This window comes from Bradyrhizobium sp. NBAIM14, from assembly GCF_020193895.1.
Taxonomy (GTDB): domain Bacteria; phylum Pseudomonadota; class Alphaproteobacteria; order Rhizobiales; family Xanthobacteraceae; genus Bradyrhizobium; species Bradyrhizobium yuanmingense.
Genome location: NZ_JADYVQ010000030.1, coordinates 31689 through 47858, shown reverse-complemented (window position 1 = coordinate 47858; position 16170 = coordinate 31689). Strand labels below are relative to the sequence as shown.

The 16170-nt window shown below is 60.6% G+C and carries 15 protein-coding genes and 3 pseudogenes; 7 read left to right on the top strand and 11 right to left on the bottom strand.

Annotated features, from left to right (window positions below; translation table 11 throughout):
- The 7 genes and pseudogenes from I6F28_RS35180 to I6F28_RS35150 all read right to left on the bottom strand — a co-directional run.
- Positions 1-169 (bottom strand): annotated as a pseudogene (locus I6F28_RS35180) (IS701 family transposase); the annotation flags it as partial.
- Positions 170-190: 21 nt separating this feature from the next.
- Positions 191-769 (bottom strand): annotated as a pseudogene (locus I6F28_RS37955) (chorismate-binding protein).
- Positions 706-1356 carry a hypothetical protein gene (locus I6F28_RS35170; RefSeq protein WP_346656764.1) on the bottom strand — a complete coding sequence of 217 codons (651 nt, stop codon included), beginning with the start codon at positions 1354-1356 and terminating at the stop codon, positions 706-708. The pseudogene I6F28_RS37955 and the gene I6F28_RS35170 overlap by 64 nt, the downstream one beginning before the upstream one ends.
- A 100-nt stretch (positions 1357-1456) precedes the next feature.
- Positions 1457-2019, bottom strand: a pseudogene (locus I6F28_RS37950) (anthranilate synthase component II).
- Positions 2020-2381: 362 nt separating this feature from the next.
- Positions 2382-2657, bottom strand: coding sequence for a hypothetical protein (locus I6F28_RS35160; protein ID WP_225143518.1), 276 nt, complete (start codon positions 2655-2657; stop codon positions 2382-2384).
- A gap of 141 nt (positions 2658-2798) precedes the next feature.
- Positions 2799-3110 carry a protein rep gene (locus I6F28_RS35155; RefSeq protein WP_225143516.1) on the bottom strand — a complete coding sequence of 104 codons (312 nt, stop codon included), beginning with the start codon at positions 3108-3110 and terminating at the stop codon, positions 2799-2801.
- Between the two features lie 456 nt (positions 3111-3566).
- Positions 3567-4463: a LysR substrate-binding domain-containing protein gene (locus I6F28_RS35150; RefSeq protein WP_225143514.1), complete on the bottom strand. Its 897-nt coding sequence runs from the start codon at positions 4461-4463 to the stop codon at positions 3567-3569.
- A gap of 107 nt (positions 4464-4570) precedes the next feature.
- Here I6F28_RS35150 and I6F28_RS35145 point away from each other — a divergent pair, with 107 nt between their 5' ends.
- The 5 genes from I6F28_RS35145 to I6F28_RS35125 all read left to right on the top strand — a co-directional run bounded on the left by I6F28_RS35145 (position 4571) and on the right by I6F28_RS35125 (position 10281).
- Positions 4571-5320, top strand: coding sequence for an SDR family NAD(P)-dependent oxidoreductase (locus I6F28_RS35145; protein ID WP_225143512.1), 750 nt, complete (start codon positions 4571-4573; stop codon positions 5318-5320).
- A 24-nt stretch (positions 5321-5344) separates the two neighbouring features.
- Positions 5345-6184 (top strand): transketolase, encoded by an 840-nt coding sequence (locus I6F28_RS35140; protein WP_225143510.1) that lies wholly within the window; start codon positions 5345-5347, stop codon positions 6182-6184.
- A complete protein-coding gene (locus I6F28_RS35135; RefSeq protein ID WP_225143508.1) occupies positions 6181-7191 on the top strand; it encodes a transketolase family protein in 1011 nt (336 codons plus the stop codon). The genes I6F28_RS35140 and I6F28_RS35135 overlap by 4 nt, the downstream gene beginning before the upstream one ends.
- A gap of 175 nt (positions 7192-7366) precedes the next feature.
- Positions 7367-8392 carry a TRAP transporter substrate-binding protein gene (locus tag I6F28_RS35130; RefSeq protein ID WP_225143506.1) on the top strand — a complete coding sequence of 342 codons (1026 nt, stop codon included), beginning with the start codon at positions 7367-7369 and terminating at the stop codon, positions 8390-8392.
- On the top strand, positions 8389-10281 hold the full coding sequence (locus I6F28_RS35125; RefSeq protein WP_225143504.1) for a TRAP transporter large permease: 1893 nt from the start codon (positions 8389-8391) through the stop codon (positions 10279-10281). Before I6F28_RS35130 ends, I6F28_RS35125 begins: the two co-directional genes overlap by 4 nt.
- A 629-nt stretch (positions 10282-10910) precedes the next feature.
- Here the strand turns inward: I6F28_RS35125 and I6F28_RS35120 are convergent.
- From I6F28_RS35120 to I6F28_RS35105, 4 genes are all read right to left on the bottom strand, one after another.
- Positions 10911-11201, bottom strand: a complete 291-nt coding sequence (locus I6F28_RS35120; protein WP_225131104.1) for a hypothetical protein — start codon at positions 11199-11201, stop codon at positions 10911-10913.
- A gap of 145 nt (positions 11202-11346) precedes the next feature.
- Positions 11347-12204 (bottom strand): S1 family peptidase, encoded by an 858-nt coding sequence (locus I6F28_RS35115; RefSeq protein ID WP_225131102.1) that lies wholly within the window; start codon positions 12202-12204, stop codon positions 11347-11349.
- A 169-nt stretch (positions 12205-12373) separates the two neighbouring features.
- The gene (locus I6F28_RS35110) at positions 12374-13129 is read right to left on the bottom strand and encodes a hypothetical protein (protein WP_225131100.1); all 756 of its coding nucleotides are present in this window, start codon (positions 13127-13129) and stop codon (positions 12374-12376) included.
- A gap of 70 nt (positions 13130-13199) precedes the next feature.
- A complete protein-coding gene (locus I6F28_RS35105) occupies positions 13200-13484 on the bottom strand; it encodes a hypothetical protein (protein WP_225131098.1) in 285 nt (94 codons plus the stop codon).
- A gap of 603 nt (positions 13485-14087) precedes the next feature.
- Between I6F28_RS35105 and I6F28_RS35100 the strand changes: the two genes are divergently transcribed.
- Positions 14088-15359 (top strand): phospholipase D-like domain-containing protein, encoded by a 1272-nt coding sequence (locus tag I6F28_RS35100; RefSeq protein ID WP_306469184.1) that lies wholly within the window; start codon positions 14088-14090, stop codon positions 15357-15359.
- Between the two features lie 41 nt (positions 15360-15400).
- Entirely contained in the window at positions 15401-16162 is a 762-nt protein-coding gene (locus tag I6F28_RS35095; protein WP_225143501.1) for a hypothetical protein, read from the top strand.
- Positions 16163-16170 lie beyond the last annotated feature (8 nt).

Below are 16170 nucleotides of genomic sequence, written 5' to 3'. Positions count from 1 at the left end.
GAACGCTCTTGCGATCGCCCGGGCCGATCAATCCCGCAACGTACAGGGGACACATCCGCTGCCGGGTCTTATGACCCAACCGGTCCAGGAACGGCTTCAGCCAGCGTTCGAGTTCGTCTTCCCATTCCGCCATGGTCAGCCCTCCAAGAGCCGACCACCCATGAATCATTGAAAAATCGATTCGGGAATCCTAATAAAGAGCCCAAACCCAACAATCTGCCAAAGTAGTGCTAGGCGCGCCCGTCATCGACCCGCCCGGAAAGCTCGCAGTAATACAGCGGATGACATCCTCGGGTGACGGCAATTCGCCACGGATGGTGCTGACCAGTTGGTGCACGGTCTTGTAGCTTTCGATGTGCATGAGGCTTGGCACATGAACACTTCCGATGCGGCAGACGCGACCAAGATCGTTCCGCATGAGGTCCACGATCATGAGATTTTCGGCCCAGCTCTTCTCGTCCAAGCGCAATTCTTCAGCGATCCGGTCGTCTTCGTCCGGGACTTCGTGTCGAGGCGCGATGCCCTTGATAGGCTTGGTCTCGACAACGAGGTTGCGATCGATCCGCAGGAATCTTTCCGGGGAAGAGCTGGCAACGCAAATATCTCCAAGCCTGAGGAAAGCGGAGTATGGGGCCGGATTTCTCCGCCTTAGGATTCGCTACAGGTTGAGCGGGTCGATCTCTGTCTCGACGGTGATCTCGTTGGTCAGACAGATCTCGTAGGTCTCGCCAGCTCGGATCTTGGAAAGGCATTTTTCGATGTTTTGCAAGTATCGGACCCGTCCTGACGAAGCTTGAACTGAATTGGACCCCGATTTGCGTGGAGGGAGGACGGGGAGACGCCAGCAGCAGGTTCAATGCCGTGGATCTCCCGCTCGGTCTTGCTGATCCAAAGGGCAGCATCGTCGGACAATCCTGTCTCGATGTCGGGATAGAGCGCAACGATGTGGATGCGGCCATTCTCATGATCAAAGGCGAGGAATCTTGTGCAGAAGATGAAGACTGCATCCGGATATTTCGATGGTCGTGAGCTGACGCCGCAGGTGAGTGACTTCAGTTCATAGCCGAAATAGCCCACGTGGCCACCTTTGAAGGGAATGTCTTGCACATCAGCCTGATCTTTCAGCTTGTGCGCGGCACGTCTAACGGCGAGAAATTCGAAAATCGATTTGGAGATGATCATTGGTGATGCCTCGCCGTCGCGAGTGATCCCAATTTCCTGGCGAGTTGCATCGTAGCATCCCAGATAGCTGCCCGGCCCGCTAAGCCCTCCCATGAAGGACCACCGCGACACCCCGGGCACCAGCATGCTGCTGTCCAGCCAGAAAGCAGGCTGCGCACCACCAAAGAGACGCACGAAAACATCCTCAGCGCTTGCGGTGCATGAGGCCGTTGAACTTCTCGCCCTATACGTCGCCGTCTTGAAGAGAAGGTTGCTGGCGCGCGGGACGTTCATTTCAGGACCCCGCCAGTGCTCTGAGCGAGGATGGGGGCGCGGACGAGGCGCACAGATCAGAGAGGAAGTTGGCAAAAAGTTCTCGTCCGTATTGGGAGCAGATGGATTCCGGGTGAAACTGCACACCGTAGTGAGGCGCCTGCCGATGGCGTAGCCCCATAATCACGCCATCCTCACACATAGCACTACATTCAAGGCATTCCGGAAGCTCACTTGTCACTGCCAGAGAATGGTATCTGGTCACATTGAAAGAGCGCGGCAGCCCTTCGAATAGGCCCCTTCCGGAGGTTGTGATGCTGCGGATCCGGCCATGGAGCGGCTCTGGTGCGCGGGCAACGGATGCACCATGAAAATGGGCAATGCATTGATGTCCCAGCACACGCCCAAGACCGGAACGGCGCTCCCGGCCAAAACATCCATCGTTGAGCCGACATCCTTGGAATTTTGAGGACTTCCTGGGCCGGGTGAGAGAATGATCCGCTCATGAGGTATTTTGCGGATTTCGCTCCATGGCACTGTGTTATCCAAGACAATGACTTCCCTACCATTCACCTCGCCGACCATCTGGGCAATGTTGAATGTAAAGGAGTCGAAATTGTCGATCAGGATCACCGATCTCTCAAAGCCTCTCTCGTTTGCTGGCATCTCCATTTCCTGCTGCGCGCGGCTAATCCCATACAACGGAGAACTCCGCTGCGGTGAACGGCAGCGGCATGACCCAGCGTCGCGGTAGATGCGTGCTTCTCTGATCTGCTACGGCTCGAGAAGGCGCAGGGCGTTACTCTGCTGGATCCTACCTGAGCATGCTGTACTTTTGCCGCTGACACGTCAGCTCATTATGTCCATTGCGAGAGCCGACTTTGGTCGCTGCGAGAGTCTTTGTACCTGAGCTTGATCAGGCCAGCATTCGTTATCCGATTGTCCTCCTATCTCTCATCTCGATCAATCACCAGTGCTGGTAGTTGACGGGGGCGCAAAGCTACCGGGCTAAGATTCCGCCATATTGAAGAGGCTGCCATCGGCGCCCTCATCGTGAAGGCGAAGTAGATCGCATTCGGCACGAATGTCGGCGGAGAGTTCTTCTCGATCGCCAGCTGTGGCAAGCGCAGCACGTTCGGAAGCCACCGCTTGTCGGCCCGCAACCGCTCGGCGGCTTCCGCCATCGCGGGCTTCTTCAAGTAGACGAGTTGCGCGACCGACATGCCTACGCGGACGGCATCGACGATAACCGCCGTATCACCGGTCCAAGGTCGTTTGCCGCGTCGGCTGCCAGTGCGGCGCCATATCCAGCGAGACCTCCTCAAAGAGTGCCTCGGCGTGCGTACGCGTCCGGTGACTTTCAATTACCCACAAATGCTTGGCTCGACCGCGATCCGATCGAAAAAACTTGAAACGGATGAATCGCTTGTGATTCGTTGTCGGGCAGCCACCGCAAACCTTTGCCATCGTTGGGGTCGAACAGCTCGCGGGTGTGAGCACCCCACGATGGCGGGGCTTCCGCCGACCTTCGTGTAGAAGATCGCACCCGGCTTGAAGCAGTACTTGAGGGCTTCCTGCAGCGACTTGCGACCCGTGACGGTCAGCGGCGCGAAGCCGCCGCGCATCTTCTCGATCCGGACCATCGGGTCGTAGTCGGCGCGAGGCTTGCCTTCCAAGCCGCGCGCAGCTTTTCAAAAGAGAGATATTCCTTGCTGCCAGGCTCGAAGTAGCTGGGGCCGACGATAAAGATGCAGTGCAGGTGCACCATGAAAAGGCCCGTCTGTCCGTTGCCTGATTTCGAGCGCGCGCAGCCAGGCAAGTAAGGCCCGCCTTATCGCAACCGTGCGCATCAAACTGCGGTAGGCTTCGGGGATCTGGTTGACCGCGACCCAGAGGTCGTATGCCGGCACAGCCCGGGTCGTGAGGGTGCCCATCAAGGGCCGTGAGCCAGGGTTCTAGCGGATGTACCCTCGATCGCGGCGCCCTTCTCCTCGACCAGCTTGGCGGCCCGGCGGCGTTGAGCCGTCGGGCAGACGAGGTGGTTGCACTCGTTCATGGCGCGAAAGACCGCCTGTGCGGCGTCGATCTCTCCGTCCTCAAGCGCGTCGGCGATGCTCGGCCAGACTTGGATCTTAGTGCGCGGAACCTGCGGTCCCGCCACCGAGTTGCGCCACGAGCCAATCTGCAAAGGCTCGTACCGCAGATCTCTGTCGGCTGGCCCGTGGGTAGATCAGGCGATGGCCGACGTAGCGGATATCCTTGGCGCGTCCTGCCAGTGGCGCAACCAGTCGCCCGCTCGCCAGTTCGCGTTCGGCCAAAAGGGTTGATTCCATCGCTACTCCCAATCCCTCCGCGGCCGTTGCGATTGCCAGAAAGCTGCGATCAAACCTCATGCCGTGCAGGGCGGGGGCTTCCAATCCGTTGGCGGTAAACCATTGGTGCCATTGCACCTGCTTCACGTCGGAGCGGATCAGCGTCTGATCGAGGAGATCGGCCGGCTTCCTTATCGATTTTGCGAGAGCAGGGGAGCAGAGCGGGGTGACCGTTTCCTCGGGGAGAGGAACAACCTCCACGCCCTCCGCCCGCGGCGGACCGTAGACGATATCGATGTCGAAATCATCGTTGCTGAAGCGAGCGTAGTCCGTGCTCGCAGCCAGCCGCACTTCGAGCTTCGGATAGGCGGCGAGAAATTGTGCGAGGCGTGGTGCCAGCCACTGCGCAGCAAAACTAGGTGCCGAATGGACGCGCACCAATTGCGGTCCGCGCGCGGCGACTTCCTCGAGGCCACGGCGGAGCTGATCAAATGCCGCTCCCGTGTGGCGCATCAGGTTTTCGCCGGCTGGCGTGAGCCGCACTGACCGCGCGCTGCGCTCGAACAGAACGGTCCGAAGCGTGTCCTCCAGTTTGCGGATGGCATGACTGACCGCACTCGGTGTCAGGTGAAGCTCATTCGCCGCATCGCGAAAGGATCCGGTGCGGGCGGCGGCTTCAAAGGCGCGAATTGCCGATATCGGGACATTCGACAGCATCCCATAAGTGAACCAGATTCATCGATCCGTGACAACTGTGCGTTTGTCTGTTGCGCGTCCGCGGTTCATTGGTCTTGCCAAGGAAAAAACATTAGTGGGAGGAACTGATGCTGCTCAGGGGTAAGACGGCCATCATTTCGGGCGCGGCCTCGCCGCGCGGCATCGGGCTTGCCACGGCGCGCCGGTTCGCTACCGAGGGCGCTCGGGTCGCCATTCTCGACATTGACGCGAGCGCGGCGGCGGACACCGCGGCATCGCTTGGCAAGTCCCACATTGCGCTGCGATGCGACGTCGCCGACAAATCATCCTGCGAGCAGGCCGTCGCTCGCGCGATCGAATCCTTCGGAAACATCGATATCCTCATCAACAATGCGGGCATCACCCAGCCGGTCAAGTTCCTGGATATCTCGCCGGCTGATTGGGATCGCATTCAGGACGTCAATCTGAAGGGCATTCTGTTCCTCTCCCAGGCGGTGATCCCGCACATGCGCGTGCGCAAGTCCGGATCGATCGCCTGCATGTCGTCGGTTTCGGCCCAGCGTGGAGGGGGAATTTTTGGTGGCCCGCATTATTCGGCGGCCAAGGCTGGCGTGCTCGGTCTCGCCAAGGCGATGGCCCGTGAGTTCGGCGCGGACGGCATCCGCGTCAATTGCGTAACGCCCGGCCTGATCGGCACCGATATCACCGCGGGCAAGCTGACCGACGAGATGACGGCGAAGATCCTGGAAGGCATTCCGCTCAATCGTCTTGGCACGGCAGACGACGTCGCCGGCATTTACACCTTCCTGGCCTCGGATCTCTCCGCCTACGTGACTGGTGCCGTGATCGACGTCAACGGCGGCATGCTCATCCACTGAGCCAGCAAGACAAGGTCCAGATCGATGGAAACGCTCACTAATACGCCCAAGCTGGCGGACCGCGCCTACAACATTCGCCGCAATGCGCTGCGCATGGGCGAGGTCCAGGGCCAGGGCTATATCGCACAGGCGCTGGACATCTCGGACGTTCTCGCCGTGGCCTATTTCCACGCGATGCGCTACCGGCCGGAAGATCCCTCCTGGGAAGACCGCGACCGCTTCCTATTATCAAACGGGCACTACGCCATCGCGCTCTATGCGGCTTTGATCGAGGCGGGGATTGTCCCCGAGGACGAGCTCGAAACCTACGGCAGCGACGAGAGCCGCCTGCCGATGTCGGGCATGCGCTCCTACACGCCCGGAATGGAGATGTCGGGCGGCTCGCTCGGGCTTGGGCTCAGCATCGCCGTCGGCATGGGCCTCGGGCTCAAGCGCAAGAAATCCGAGGCGCGGGTGTACACGTTGTTCTCCGATGGCGAGCTCGACGAGGGGGCGGTCTGGGAAGCTATTCAGTCGGCGGGCCATTACAGGCTCGACAATCTGATCGGCATCGTCGACGTCAACAATCAGCAGGCGGACGGTCCTTCCACGCAGGTGATGGCGTTCGAGCCGCTGGTCGAGAAGCTTCAGGCTTTCGGCTGGTTCGTGCAGCGGATCGACGGCAATGATCTCGATGCCGTCGTTGCCGCGTTCGATGCCGCCAAGTCTCATCCCGCGCCCAAGCCGCGGATGATCGTCGCCGACACGCTGATGGGCAAGGGCGTTCACTTCCTGGAGCAGCGCGAGAAGAACCATTTCATCCGCGTCGAGCAGCACGAATGGCAGCTCGCCCTGGCCGCGCTGGAAGCCGGGAGGCAGGCATGAAGACCGTCAGATCAGCACCCCAGCCGGGCAAGCCGCGCCTGACGACTTCAGCCATGATCGCTTCGATCGCGGCGGAGGGGCAAAAGACGAAACCGGCGCCGTTTGGACACGCGCTCGTCGAGCTCGCGCGCAGCCGTCCCGATGTGGTCGGCATGACGGCCGATCTTGGCAAATACACGGACCTGCACATCTTCGCGAAGGAATTTCCGGACCGCTATTACCAGATGGGCATGGCCGAACAGCTTCTGTTCGGCGCCGCTTCGGGCCTCGCCGCGGAAGGCTTCATGCCGTTCGCGACCACCTATGCCGTGTTCGCCTCGCGGCGCGCCTACGATTTCATTCACCAGACGATTGCGGAGGAAGACCGCAACGTGAAGATCGTCTGTGCACTGCCCGGCCTGACATCGGGCTATGGCCCGAGCCATCAGGCCGCGGAGGACCTTGCGCTGTTTCGCGCCATGCCGAACATGACGGTCATCGATCCCTGCGATGCTCATGAAATCGAGCAACTGGTGCCCGCGATCGCGGCGCATCAGGGCCCGGTCTATATGCGCCTGCTGCGAGGCCAGGTGCCGGTCGTGCTGGACGAATACGACTACAAGTTCGAGCTCGGCAAGGCCAAGCTGATCCGTGACGGGAAGGATGTTCTAATCATCTCGTCCGGCATCATGACAATGCGTGCGCTCGAGGCGTTGCAAACTCTGAAGAACGACCGCGTCGATGCCGCGGTGCTCCACGTTCCGACCATCAAGCCACTCGACGCCGAGGCGATACTGCGTGAAGCCGGTAAGTCAGGCCGGCTGGTCGTCGTTGCCGAAAACCACACGACGATTGGCGGTCTCGGCGAGGCGATCGCCGCACTCCTGATGCGTTCAGGCGTCCATCCGCCTTTCCGCCAGATTGCATTGCCGGACGAATTCCTTGACGCCGGCGCACTTCCGACGCTGCACGACCGCTACGGCATTTCGACCGCCGAGGTCGCAAGGCAGATCAAGCAGTGGCTTTAGCGGACCGGCACTAAACGCCAGTCAGGCTCCGAGTGAAGAGTTCCACCCGCTGCAGATTGCGGCGGGCGAGCGATGGCTGTTGCCCGAATTTGGGCGGTCGAAGAGCCCGGACAGCTGGAAACCAGCGCAGGCCCATGCAGCCGGCACAACATCAATACAGGATCAGGAGGAAAACATGACTGTCTCGAAGCCCGGAAGCATCAGCCGCCGTTCGCTATTAATCGCGGCGAGCGCCGTACCTCTCTGCGGGATTCTGACCCGTCCGGCCTCTGCCGCCGAGTTCGTCTACAAGTTCGCAACCGGACAGGACCCGACCCATCCGGTGAACATCCGCGCGCAAGAGGCGATCGAGCGCATCCGAGAAGCGACGAGCGGCAGGCTCGAGATCAGGCTGTTCCGGGCCAATCAGCTCGGCTCCGACACCGAACTACTGACCCAGGTTCGCAGCGGCGGCGTCGAGTTCTTCAACCTATCGTCCTCGATCCTCGCCACTCTGTTGCCGAGCGCCGGCATTGTGAACACCGGCTTCGCATTCACCGACTACGACAGCGTGTGGAAGGCGATGGACGGCGAGCTCGGCACCTACATCCGGGCGCAGATCGCCAAGACATCGATCATGGCGGTGTCGAAGGCCTGGGATAACGGCTTCCGCCAGGTGACCTCGTCCGGCCGCGAGATCCGCACCCCGGATGATCTGAAGAATTTCCAGATCCGCGTTCCGCCCGCGCCGCTGCTCACCTCGCTCTTCAAGGCGCTCGGCGCCGGGCCCACCCCGATCAACTTCAACGAGGTCTATTCCGCGCTGCAGACCAAGGTCGTCGACGGCCAGGAGAATCCGTTGCCCATCATAGCGACCGCGCGCCTCTATGAGGTGCAGAGCACGTGCAGCCTGACGGGGCATGTCTGGGACGGCTACTGGATCCTCGGCAACAAGCGCGCCTTCGAGCGCCTGCCCAAGGACGTACAGGAGATCGTGACGCGCGAGCTCGATCGCTCCGCGGTCGATCAGCGTGCCGACATCGCAAAGCTCAGCCAGTCGCTGCGCAACGATCTCTCGGCCAAGGGTCTCAAATTCATCGACGTCGATCGCGCCGCCTTCCGCCAGGCCCTGGCGAAGACCAGCTTCTACGCGGACTGGAAAGGCAAGTTCGGCGAGGAAGCATGGTCGCAACTCGAAAAAGCCGCGGGCCAATTATCATGACCAGTGTGAGTCATACGCCCCACGTCGAGGTCGGTGCGGCGGCCAGCGCGACGCAGGCTGGCCGGCGCAGTTGGGTGCTGACAGCGAACACCGTCCTCGGTCATCTCGTCGCTGTCCCGGCAGCACTGCTCGTGCTGGCGGAGATCGCGGTGCTATCAGCGGGCATCGTGGGCCGATACGTCTTCCGCTCGCCGCTTATCTGGTCTGACGAACTCGCCAGCATTCTCTTCCTCTGGCTCGCCATGCTGGGATCCGTGATTGCGTTCCAACGCGGCGAGCACATGCGCATGACCGCCATTGTCGGTGTGCTGCGTGCGGAAGTTCGCGCATTCCTGGACACGGTCGCGGCCGCAGCATCGCTGGCCTTCCTGGTGCTGGTCGTCTGGCCGGCCTATGAGTTCGCGGCCGACGAGGCCTTCGTGACGACGCCGGCCCTCGAGATCGTCAACAGCTGGCGCGCGGCGGCGTTGCCGATCGGGATTGGATTGATGCTGGTCGCAGCGGTCCTCCGCCTCATCCGCATCGCGAGCCCGCGCAGCTTGCTGGCTTCCTTGGCGCTCGTTGCAGGCATCATTGCGACCTTCGTTCTGCTCGCTCCCGTCTTGAAGCCGCTCGGCAATCTGAATCTTCTGATCTTCTTCGTTTTCGTCGTCGGCGCAATGGTCTTCGCGGCCGTTCCGATCGCGTTCGCATTTGGCCTTGCGACGGTCGGCTATCTCGCCTTGACGACCAGCACGCCCGACGTGGTGATGATCGGGCGAATGGACGAGGGCATGAGCCACCTGATCCTGCTCGCCGTGCCGCTCTTCGTCTTTCTCGGCCTCCTGATCGAGATGACGGGCATGGCGCGCGCCATGGTCAGCTTCCTGGCGAGCCTGCTGGGCCACGTGCGGGGCGGGTTGCACTACGTGCTGGTCGGAGCGATGTATCTGGTCTCGGGCATTTCCGGCTCCAAGGCAGCGGACATGGCTGCGGTGGCTCCTGTGCTGTTTCCCGAGATGCGGCAGCGCGGGGCCAAACCGGGTGACCTCGTTGCGCTTCTGGCGGCAACCGGAGCGCAGACCGAAACGATCCCGCCCTCGCTAGTCCTGATCACAATCGGCTCGGTGACCGGCGTGTCGATCTCGGCGCTCTTCACTGGCGGGTTGCTCCCGGGCGTGGTGCTCGCGGTCATGCTCGCGGCCGTGGTCTGGTGGCGATATCGCCGCGAGGACCTGTCTCACGTCAAAAGGGCGAGGGCCCGGGAGATTGGCCGCGCCTTCGTCATCGCGATACCGGCCATCGCGCTGCCTTTCGTGATCCGGACCGCGGTCGTCGAAGGCGTCGCGACTGCAACGGAGGTCTCGACCATCGGCATTCTTTATTCGGCCTGCGCGGGTCTCTTCGTCTATCGCCAGTTCGACTGGCGTCGCATCTATCCGATGCTGGTCGAGACAGCCTCGCTGTCAGGCGCGATTCTGCTCATCATCGGCGCGGCGACAGGCATGGCCTGGGCACTGACCCAATCGGGATTTTCTGCCTCTCTGGCCAAATTCATGACCAGCCTTCCCGGCGGGGTCCCCGTCTTCCTGGCCGTGACGATCGTGACTTTCGTGATCCTCGGCAGCGTGCTGGAGGGAATCCCGGCTATCGTCCTGTTCGGCCCGCTGCTGTTCCCGATCGCGCGGCAGGTCGGGGTGCACGACGTCCACTACGCGATGGTGGTCGTTCTCGCCATGGGCATCGGCCTGTTCGCGCCGCCGTTCGGCGTCGGTTACTATGCCGCCTGCGCCATCAGCCGCATCAACCCGGACGAGGGCATGAAGCCGATCGTGGGCTACATGATCGCGCTGCTGATCGGCACCCTGATCGTCGCAGCCGTGCCCTGGTTGTCGATCGGCTTCCTTTGACGAGCTCGGCAGGAGCCTCGCGGAAACCCGTGCCTCCTGCTCGGGCGAATTTCGGCAGGTAAAGGGGCAGGCCGTCGCAAGGCATATCGATCTGCTCGACCTGGCCCTTGCCAACCTCCGTCACCCGGAGCTTCTTGCCTCCGAGCGTGAAGGCACAGTTCGTCGGCTGAGGCCCAGTTTGCAATTGTTGCCGAATCTGCTGAAGTGAGACTTGTTGATCTTCGAGGACCGAAATGGTTGACGTGACCTGGCGCGCGCGATTTCGTTTGAAACCAGCGCCACCTTCGGGCAGCGTCAAGAGGTCATATTTCGCGACGACCGCCGGCTTCTTCGTGAAGATGATGCTCAAGGTCTCGTCGAGCTGATAATACCCTCCCAGTGTGAGAAAATCGGTGCCTGGCGGGAATGTGTAGGTGTAGCTCGCGGTCCCATTGAATTTCACGGCGACCTGAGCCGTGAATTTGGGGTTGTCGATGGCCGAGCCTGCGAGAGCCGTGGCCTGCACGGAACGATAGAGCCAATCCTTGATCGCCAGATTCTTTGTGAGCGAATGGTACGAAATCGTTTCGCACTCGCAGGGCAGGGCACTATCGAGGATAGGTTTTTCAGAGTCGAAATTGATCGACGCTTCAGGTATGGCTGCCCCTCATATCAAGGGTGACGCCGTTACCACCGCCGATGACCCAGTTCGAGAAGGGTGTCGTCGCCGTAGCGGGCACCTTCCGCGTCAAGCCGACACCAGGAACGATATCCGCTTCTGATTTTGGATTGAGTGTGACCGCGATCTTCCAGTTTCGTGCATTGAACAGTTCATGCGGCACCTCGCGGTCAAGCGTGCCGAGCGCATCCTGGAGCTCGCAGGCCGAATGGAGCATGATCTCCCCCATCGGCAGAGCCCAGTCCGGAGCAATGTCGGGCACGATGACGCATCCGCCGAGCCCGCCTGCCAGCACAAGCGCTAATCGCCGCGATCCTGTCACGTTCGTCCCCCTGCCTCGTTCGTTCCCCGCTGCATGCGAAATCGCTTCCCCTCGCGATCCTGCCTTATGCAGCTACCCGCTCGCACTATTGCAGGCCATCCCCCGCAATGCGCTCCTGCCGCAAAGTCACGTAACCGGCCCACCATCCGCGCCAGCGATCGACAGCGGGCCCACTTTCCAACCGATACGCAAAGACCGCCGAACCGCCACCGCTATCGATACTGCAGGTGATATCGTGTGCATTATTTTCGCTCTCTGCCTTCGGCACACAGGCTACAACCTTGTAGCCGGGCTCTGCAGCAAATCGGGATTGGTAGTTGCGGGAATGCGATGCCAGGGCGACGGGGTGATCGTCCTTGGTCTCTGAAACCGTGTAGCTTCTCTCAAGCTTGGCGGGGCCCAGGGGCGCTTTCGACGCCGTCCCGTCGACCGCAATGGTGGTGTTCGCGTCGACCACGAGATCGTCCTGAGCCACGCGCCAACACCGCTTGTCCTCGGCAATGTCATACAAAGGACTTGCGATTAGCTCCGACGCGGGGATGAAGTAATTCACACCGTTTACTTTGCGTGTCTCGCCGCCGAAGGTCCACTGGACAATGCCGCCTGCCGCGATACCCAACAGAAAGCCGTGATCTTCGAAAACCGGGCCCCCGCTGTTGCCCGGGTTCATCACAGTGTCCGTCTGCCACCGCAGTTCCTTGGGTGGGGAGCCGTGATTGCTGATCAGACCGCCCGACAAGCTCAGGTCCTGATTGAGCGGAAAGCCCAGTACGAGCACCGAAGTGCCCATCGGAGCCTGGGACGGTTTTAAGACAATGGGGATAGGGCAGCGCTTCCCGCCCGCGTCGGAAACGGGTGTGCTCAGCTGGAGCAGCGCTAGATCACGATCCGGATGGTGAAGAGAGGAGTGGGCGGACAAGTGCCTCGCGCCGTCTGGGCTCATGTCGAACCGCGCGACACTTTTGCTCTCGCTGCGGTCAGTCCAGGGGGCTGGCGATTGCCAAGGAAAAGCATCCGATCGTAACCAGCTACTGACATCGAACCAACCCTTGGGACAACCCCACGAGCCAGACGTCTCTCATACGGGGGCTGACCTCCAGTATGTCGCTCTGCTACCGCCGATTCATCCGCAGGGTGCCGATCTTGAGAGGCTCCGCCGCAAGTGCGAAGGTGAGATTTTGCTGGGACTTTTTCTCGTGGCCGCGAAGCGCTTTCATGATGGATGGGTGATCCGTCGTGAAGAGAAGCTTCTCATCGAGGCACGCCTCAACTTCCTTCTTAGGCCGCTTGTCGGATACGAGGCCGAGCATCAGGATTGGGCGGATCGTCGGCTTAACATTAATGCCGGGCGAGGTAGCTCGCGCGTCACCCATGACGGGATCCGTTTCCCAATACTTATCGGGATCGAAGAAAATCATGGGGGTCACTTCGTCGAGGGTCTTCGCGTAGTAGTTCCGCTCCACGTCCTGGTAGACCTCCCGCATGGTTCCGCCGCCGCCTCGCCCATAGACGATGCCGGCACGCGAATTGTTGACGAGGGCCTCTTCCCTTAGGCTGTTCTGAAAATACTTTGCATAGTGTGTTGCGAAGGGCATAGTCGGCTCGGCACCGTAGAGCCAGGTCGGGATAGCGAGGCTGACGGGGAGAATTTCGGGCGCCTTGGCTCGCGCCTCGAGCGCTACTTTCAGCCATCTGCGTGCGTCGTCAATGGCGCCGAGCTTTTCGTCCTTGATGGTCCAGGTGTCAGTAAAAAGGTCATCCAGAATGGGCGCCTTCGGTACAGCGCTTAAAAGGCCGATCGCTTCGTCGAGCGGACCTACGCTCTCGAACGATGAAAAAGCCACGCCCAGATGAGCGGCCTCCATCACCCCCGGCCCTCCGCCCGTGACCAAGAGAAAGTGCGCGCGGGCAAGTTCGCGCGCCAAATAAGCAATGGCTTTATAGGCCGCATGGTCTCGCGGAAAGACTGTGACCTCCCATCACGCCGACCAGCGGCCGTTGAACCGTTTTCAGAAAGATGCGTAGGGCATCGGCGATGGCTGCGTCGTGCGCGGCTTGCGCGGCGCGGACGGCGAGTGACGTTGGCACCGGCCCGCCGTCGGTTGCGAACTCACGGTAGATCGCAAAGTCCCGGGAGAGCGTGAAGCCCATGGGGTCCCATGGGTTGAAGCCTCCGAGCAACTCCTGAGCGGTGTACAGTTGGCTAGGCACAATGACGCCCATCGCAAAGCCTCCGGCGAAAATGACAAAAGTAATTCAGCGTGAGACGTTTCGACGGGCGTTATACACCCGCCGCACGTATTGCGCGAGCGTCGTATTCGTGCATGATGCGCCTCGAAGCGGGGGAGCGATCATGGTCGCGGCGGTGACAGTCAAAGCCTATGCTAGCCCGAGCTGCGTGCTCTTGACGTTCGATTGGAAAGACGGCGCCGAACACGAAGATTTCCTTGGGTTCGCCATCCAGCGCAATCCGGGTTATGGGCGCGACAGAAAGCCGCAATTCTTATTCAACAAGCTCGACTTTGTGCCCCTCGCGGAGGACGCCCGCCCAAAGGGAAGCGATAAGGCGCCGATCCAAAAGTTCAACTGGTGGGACGGCGGGATCAACCTAGACGATCAAGGCCAGACGTTCGAGTATACAGTTATTCCTGTGCTTGGCACCAGCCCAGGCGATCTGCAGCTCCAGGACGCGGCGGCCGGAAAAAGAACCGTGACGGTGCCAAGGCCCCTCGAAGGACAGATCGCCACCTACTTCAATCGCGCCGTCGTCAGCGCGCAGAGCTTTGCCAAGCAAAAGGACAAGCCGCTTGAGAAGCGGATGGATGGCTGGCCAACGGCCTGCAAAACGCCATTCCTCAAATCCTCAGCGAGAGCGACGCATTTGAATGCGCCATCTATCATCTGTCGGACGACCGGTGGATCATCCCGGCTTTCGAGGCCTTCAAAGGGCGCGGCTCGATCATCTATTTCGAGAAAGCTGACGACACCAAGTCCCGCGCCGCCGCGCATCGGATCGCGGAGGCACGACCCAACATCTCGATCCATAAGCGGGATGCCATATCCAAGCTAATGCACGATAAGTTCATCATCTTCTACCGGAAAAAGCATGAGCAGGCCGTCTTGATGGGCTCGACCAACTTTACGCCTGAAGCCCAAACGATCCAGGCCAACCTCCTTCATATCATCCATTCCCGCGAACTTGCCGCGCTTTACGCCGAGCGCGCGAACGTGCTGGCCAAAAATCTCGGCAAGAAAGATATGGACCCGCCGGACTGGAACGACGTCACGGACGTCGACGGCACCGAAATGCGCGTCTTCTTTTTGCCCGAGCCCGGCGAAAGCCGAAAGTTTCTCGACACGGTGACCGAGGCGGTCAAGAACGCGAAGTCCTCCGTGCTGTTCTGCATGTACACGGCCTCCGACAAGGATCTCATGGAGGCAATCTTTGCCAAGGGAGACTCGTCGAAGCACTTGATCTACGGGCTTCTCAACAGCATCGATGATCCCGACAAGCCGACCAAAAAGGGCGAGAAGCGCAAGCTTCCGGAGATCGCCGCGACCATTTTCCATCGCTCGCAGAATAACCCGGACACACTTCCCTACGCCGCTTTTAGCGCCAATGCGCCACGCGGCTTCCTGCCCGAGCTCAAGACCATCGATACCTCACCGTTTGATGCCTCCGCCGCAAAAGGCAAAGCAAAACCGGCAAAGAAAGCCACAAAGAAGAAATCGAGTGGCCCGCCGCCTATCCACGTGCATCACAAATTCATCGTGATCGATGGGGATACGGAGACGCCCACCATTTACACGGGCTCGCCGAACTTCAGCAAGGCATCGGAAAACTCAAACGACGAGAATGTCCTTGAGATCAAGGGCAACACGCATCTGGCCCAAGCCTATGTTGCCGAGTTGATGCGCCTCTACAATCACTACCGTGCCCGCGCGATCTGGAACAAGACCCACGAAAAGACAGGCACGAAACCGAAGCCGGGCTCGGAGGCCGATCCTCTTGTCCTCAAGCAAACGCGGGATGAGTGGGTGAAAGACGCCTATAAGAAAGGCACAAAGGCCGCTCTCGCCAGGGAGCGCGGCTTATAGGGGCGCTCTGATGTTTTCGTTTCTCAGACGTTGCTTGAATTTTGTTTTTTGTACTCGAACAAACCATTTCCGATCGAACCTATTCAATTGCAATCATGGCCCAGACCCCACGATCCTCAGCCCTTCTCCGTCTTTCCAAACGCTATACCATCATCGCTGTCGCGGCCTGGACCATCGCCGGCGCTGTGATCGCCGGGGTCTGGAAGGTCTACGAGTTTCAGACCGAGCAGGCCCGGCTCCTTAGTGAATCGCTTGCGAAGCAGGCCGAAGTCATTGCCGAGCGCGACGAGGCACGCAGCCAGGCCGCGCTGACCCGAAGGATCGAGGCGCAGAAGCCCTTCTTGCAGAAGAAGCTCGATCTCTTCTTCGAGACCATTCAGCAGGCTCAGCGCCTGACAGAGTGGGAGCTCGACCCTAAAGATGAAACCTGGAAGCAGGCGACCAAGCGCTTTTGGGAATTGCGTTGGGGCGAATTGGAGATGGTAGGCGATGCCGGCGTCCGGAACGCCGCGCGGCTTGTCGGCCAGCAGATCACAGAGACGGAGGAATTTCCAAGCCGCGACAGGCACGATCTCCGTTGGGCGGTTGAGTGCTTGGCGGACGAGCTTCGCTTTGCCATCGAGCACGCGTGGGGAATCGATCGAAATGCCACGCGCGAGAGCGTGCTGCGCGGGGAGGGAGCCACCGGTAAGCTTCCCAATGGCTGTGTCGCTGGCAACCGCGATCCCATCCGCCCGGCCGGCATGCAACCCCTCAAGGCAAAGGGAAACCTTCACCAAGTACGGTCGCCCCAAACTGAATAGGGCCGGTC

Excerpts from the sequence above, each read along its gene's own strand:
- I6F28_RS35135 (WP_225143508.1), top strand. The coding sequence starts at position 6,181 with ATGAAGACCGTCAGATCAGCACCCCAGCCGGGCAAGCCGCGCCTGACG.
- I6F28_RS35160 (WP_225143518.1), bottom strand. The coding sequence starts at position 2,657 with ATGTCGGTCGCGCAACTCGTCTACTTGAAGAAGCCCGCGATGGCGGAA.
- I6F28_RS35105 (WP_225131098.1), bottom strand. The coding sequence starts at position 13,484 with ATGGGCGTCATTGTGCCTAGCCAACTGTACACCGCTCAGGAGTTGCTC.
- I6F28_RS35140 (WP_225143510.1), top strand. The coding sequence starts at position 5,345 with ATGGAAACGCTCACTAATACGCCCAAGCTGGCGGACCGCGCCTACAAC.
- I6F28_RS35150 (WP_225143514.1), bottom strand. The coding sequence starts at position 4,463 with ATGCTGTCGAATGTCCCGATATCGGCAATTCGCGCCTTTGAAGCCGCC.
- I6F28_RS35145 (WP_225143512.1), top strand. The coding sequence starts at position 4,571 with ATGCTGCTCAGGGGTAAGACGGCCATCATTTCGGGCGCGGCCTCGCCG.
- I6F28_RS35125 (WP_225143504.1), top strand. The coding sequence starts at position 8,389 with ATGACCAGTGTGAGTCATACGCCCCACGTCGAGGTCGGTGCGGCGGCC.
- I6F28_RS35130 (WP_225143506.1), top strand. The coding sequence starts at position 7,367 with ATGACTGTCTCGAAGCCCGGAAGCATCAGCCGCCGTTCGCTATTAATC.
- I6F28_RS35115 (WP_225131102.1), bottom strand. The coding sequence starts at position 12,204 with ATGAGCCCAGACGGCGCGAGGCACTTGTCCGCCCACTCCTCTCTTCAC.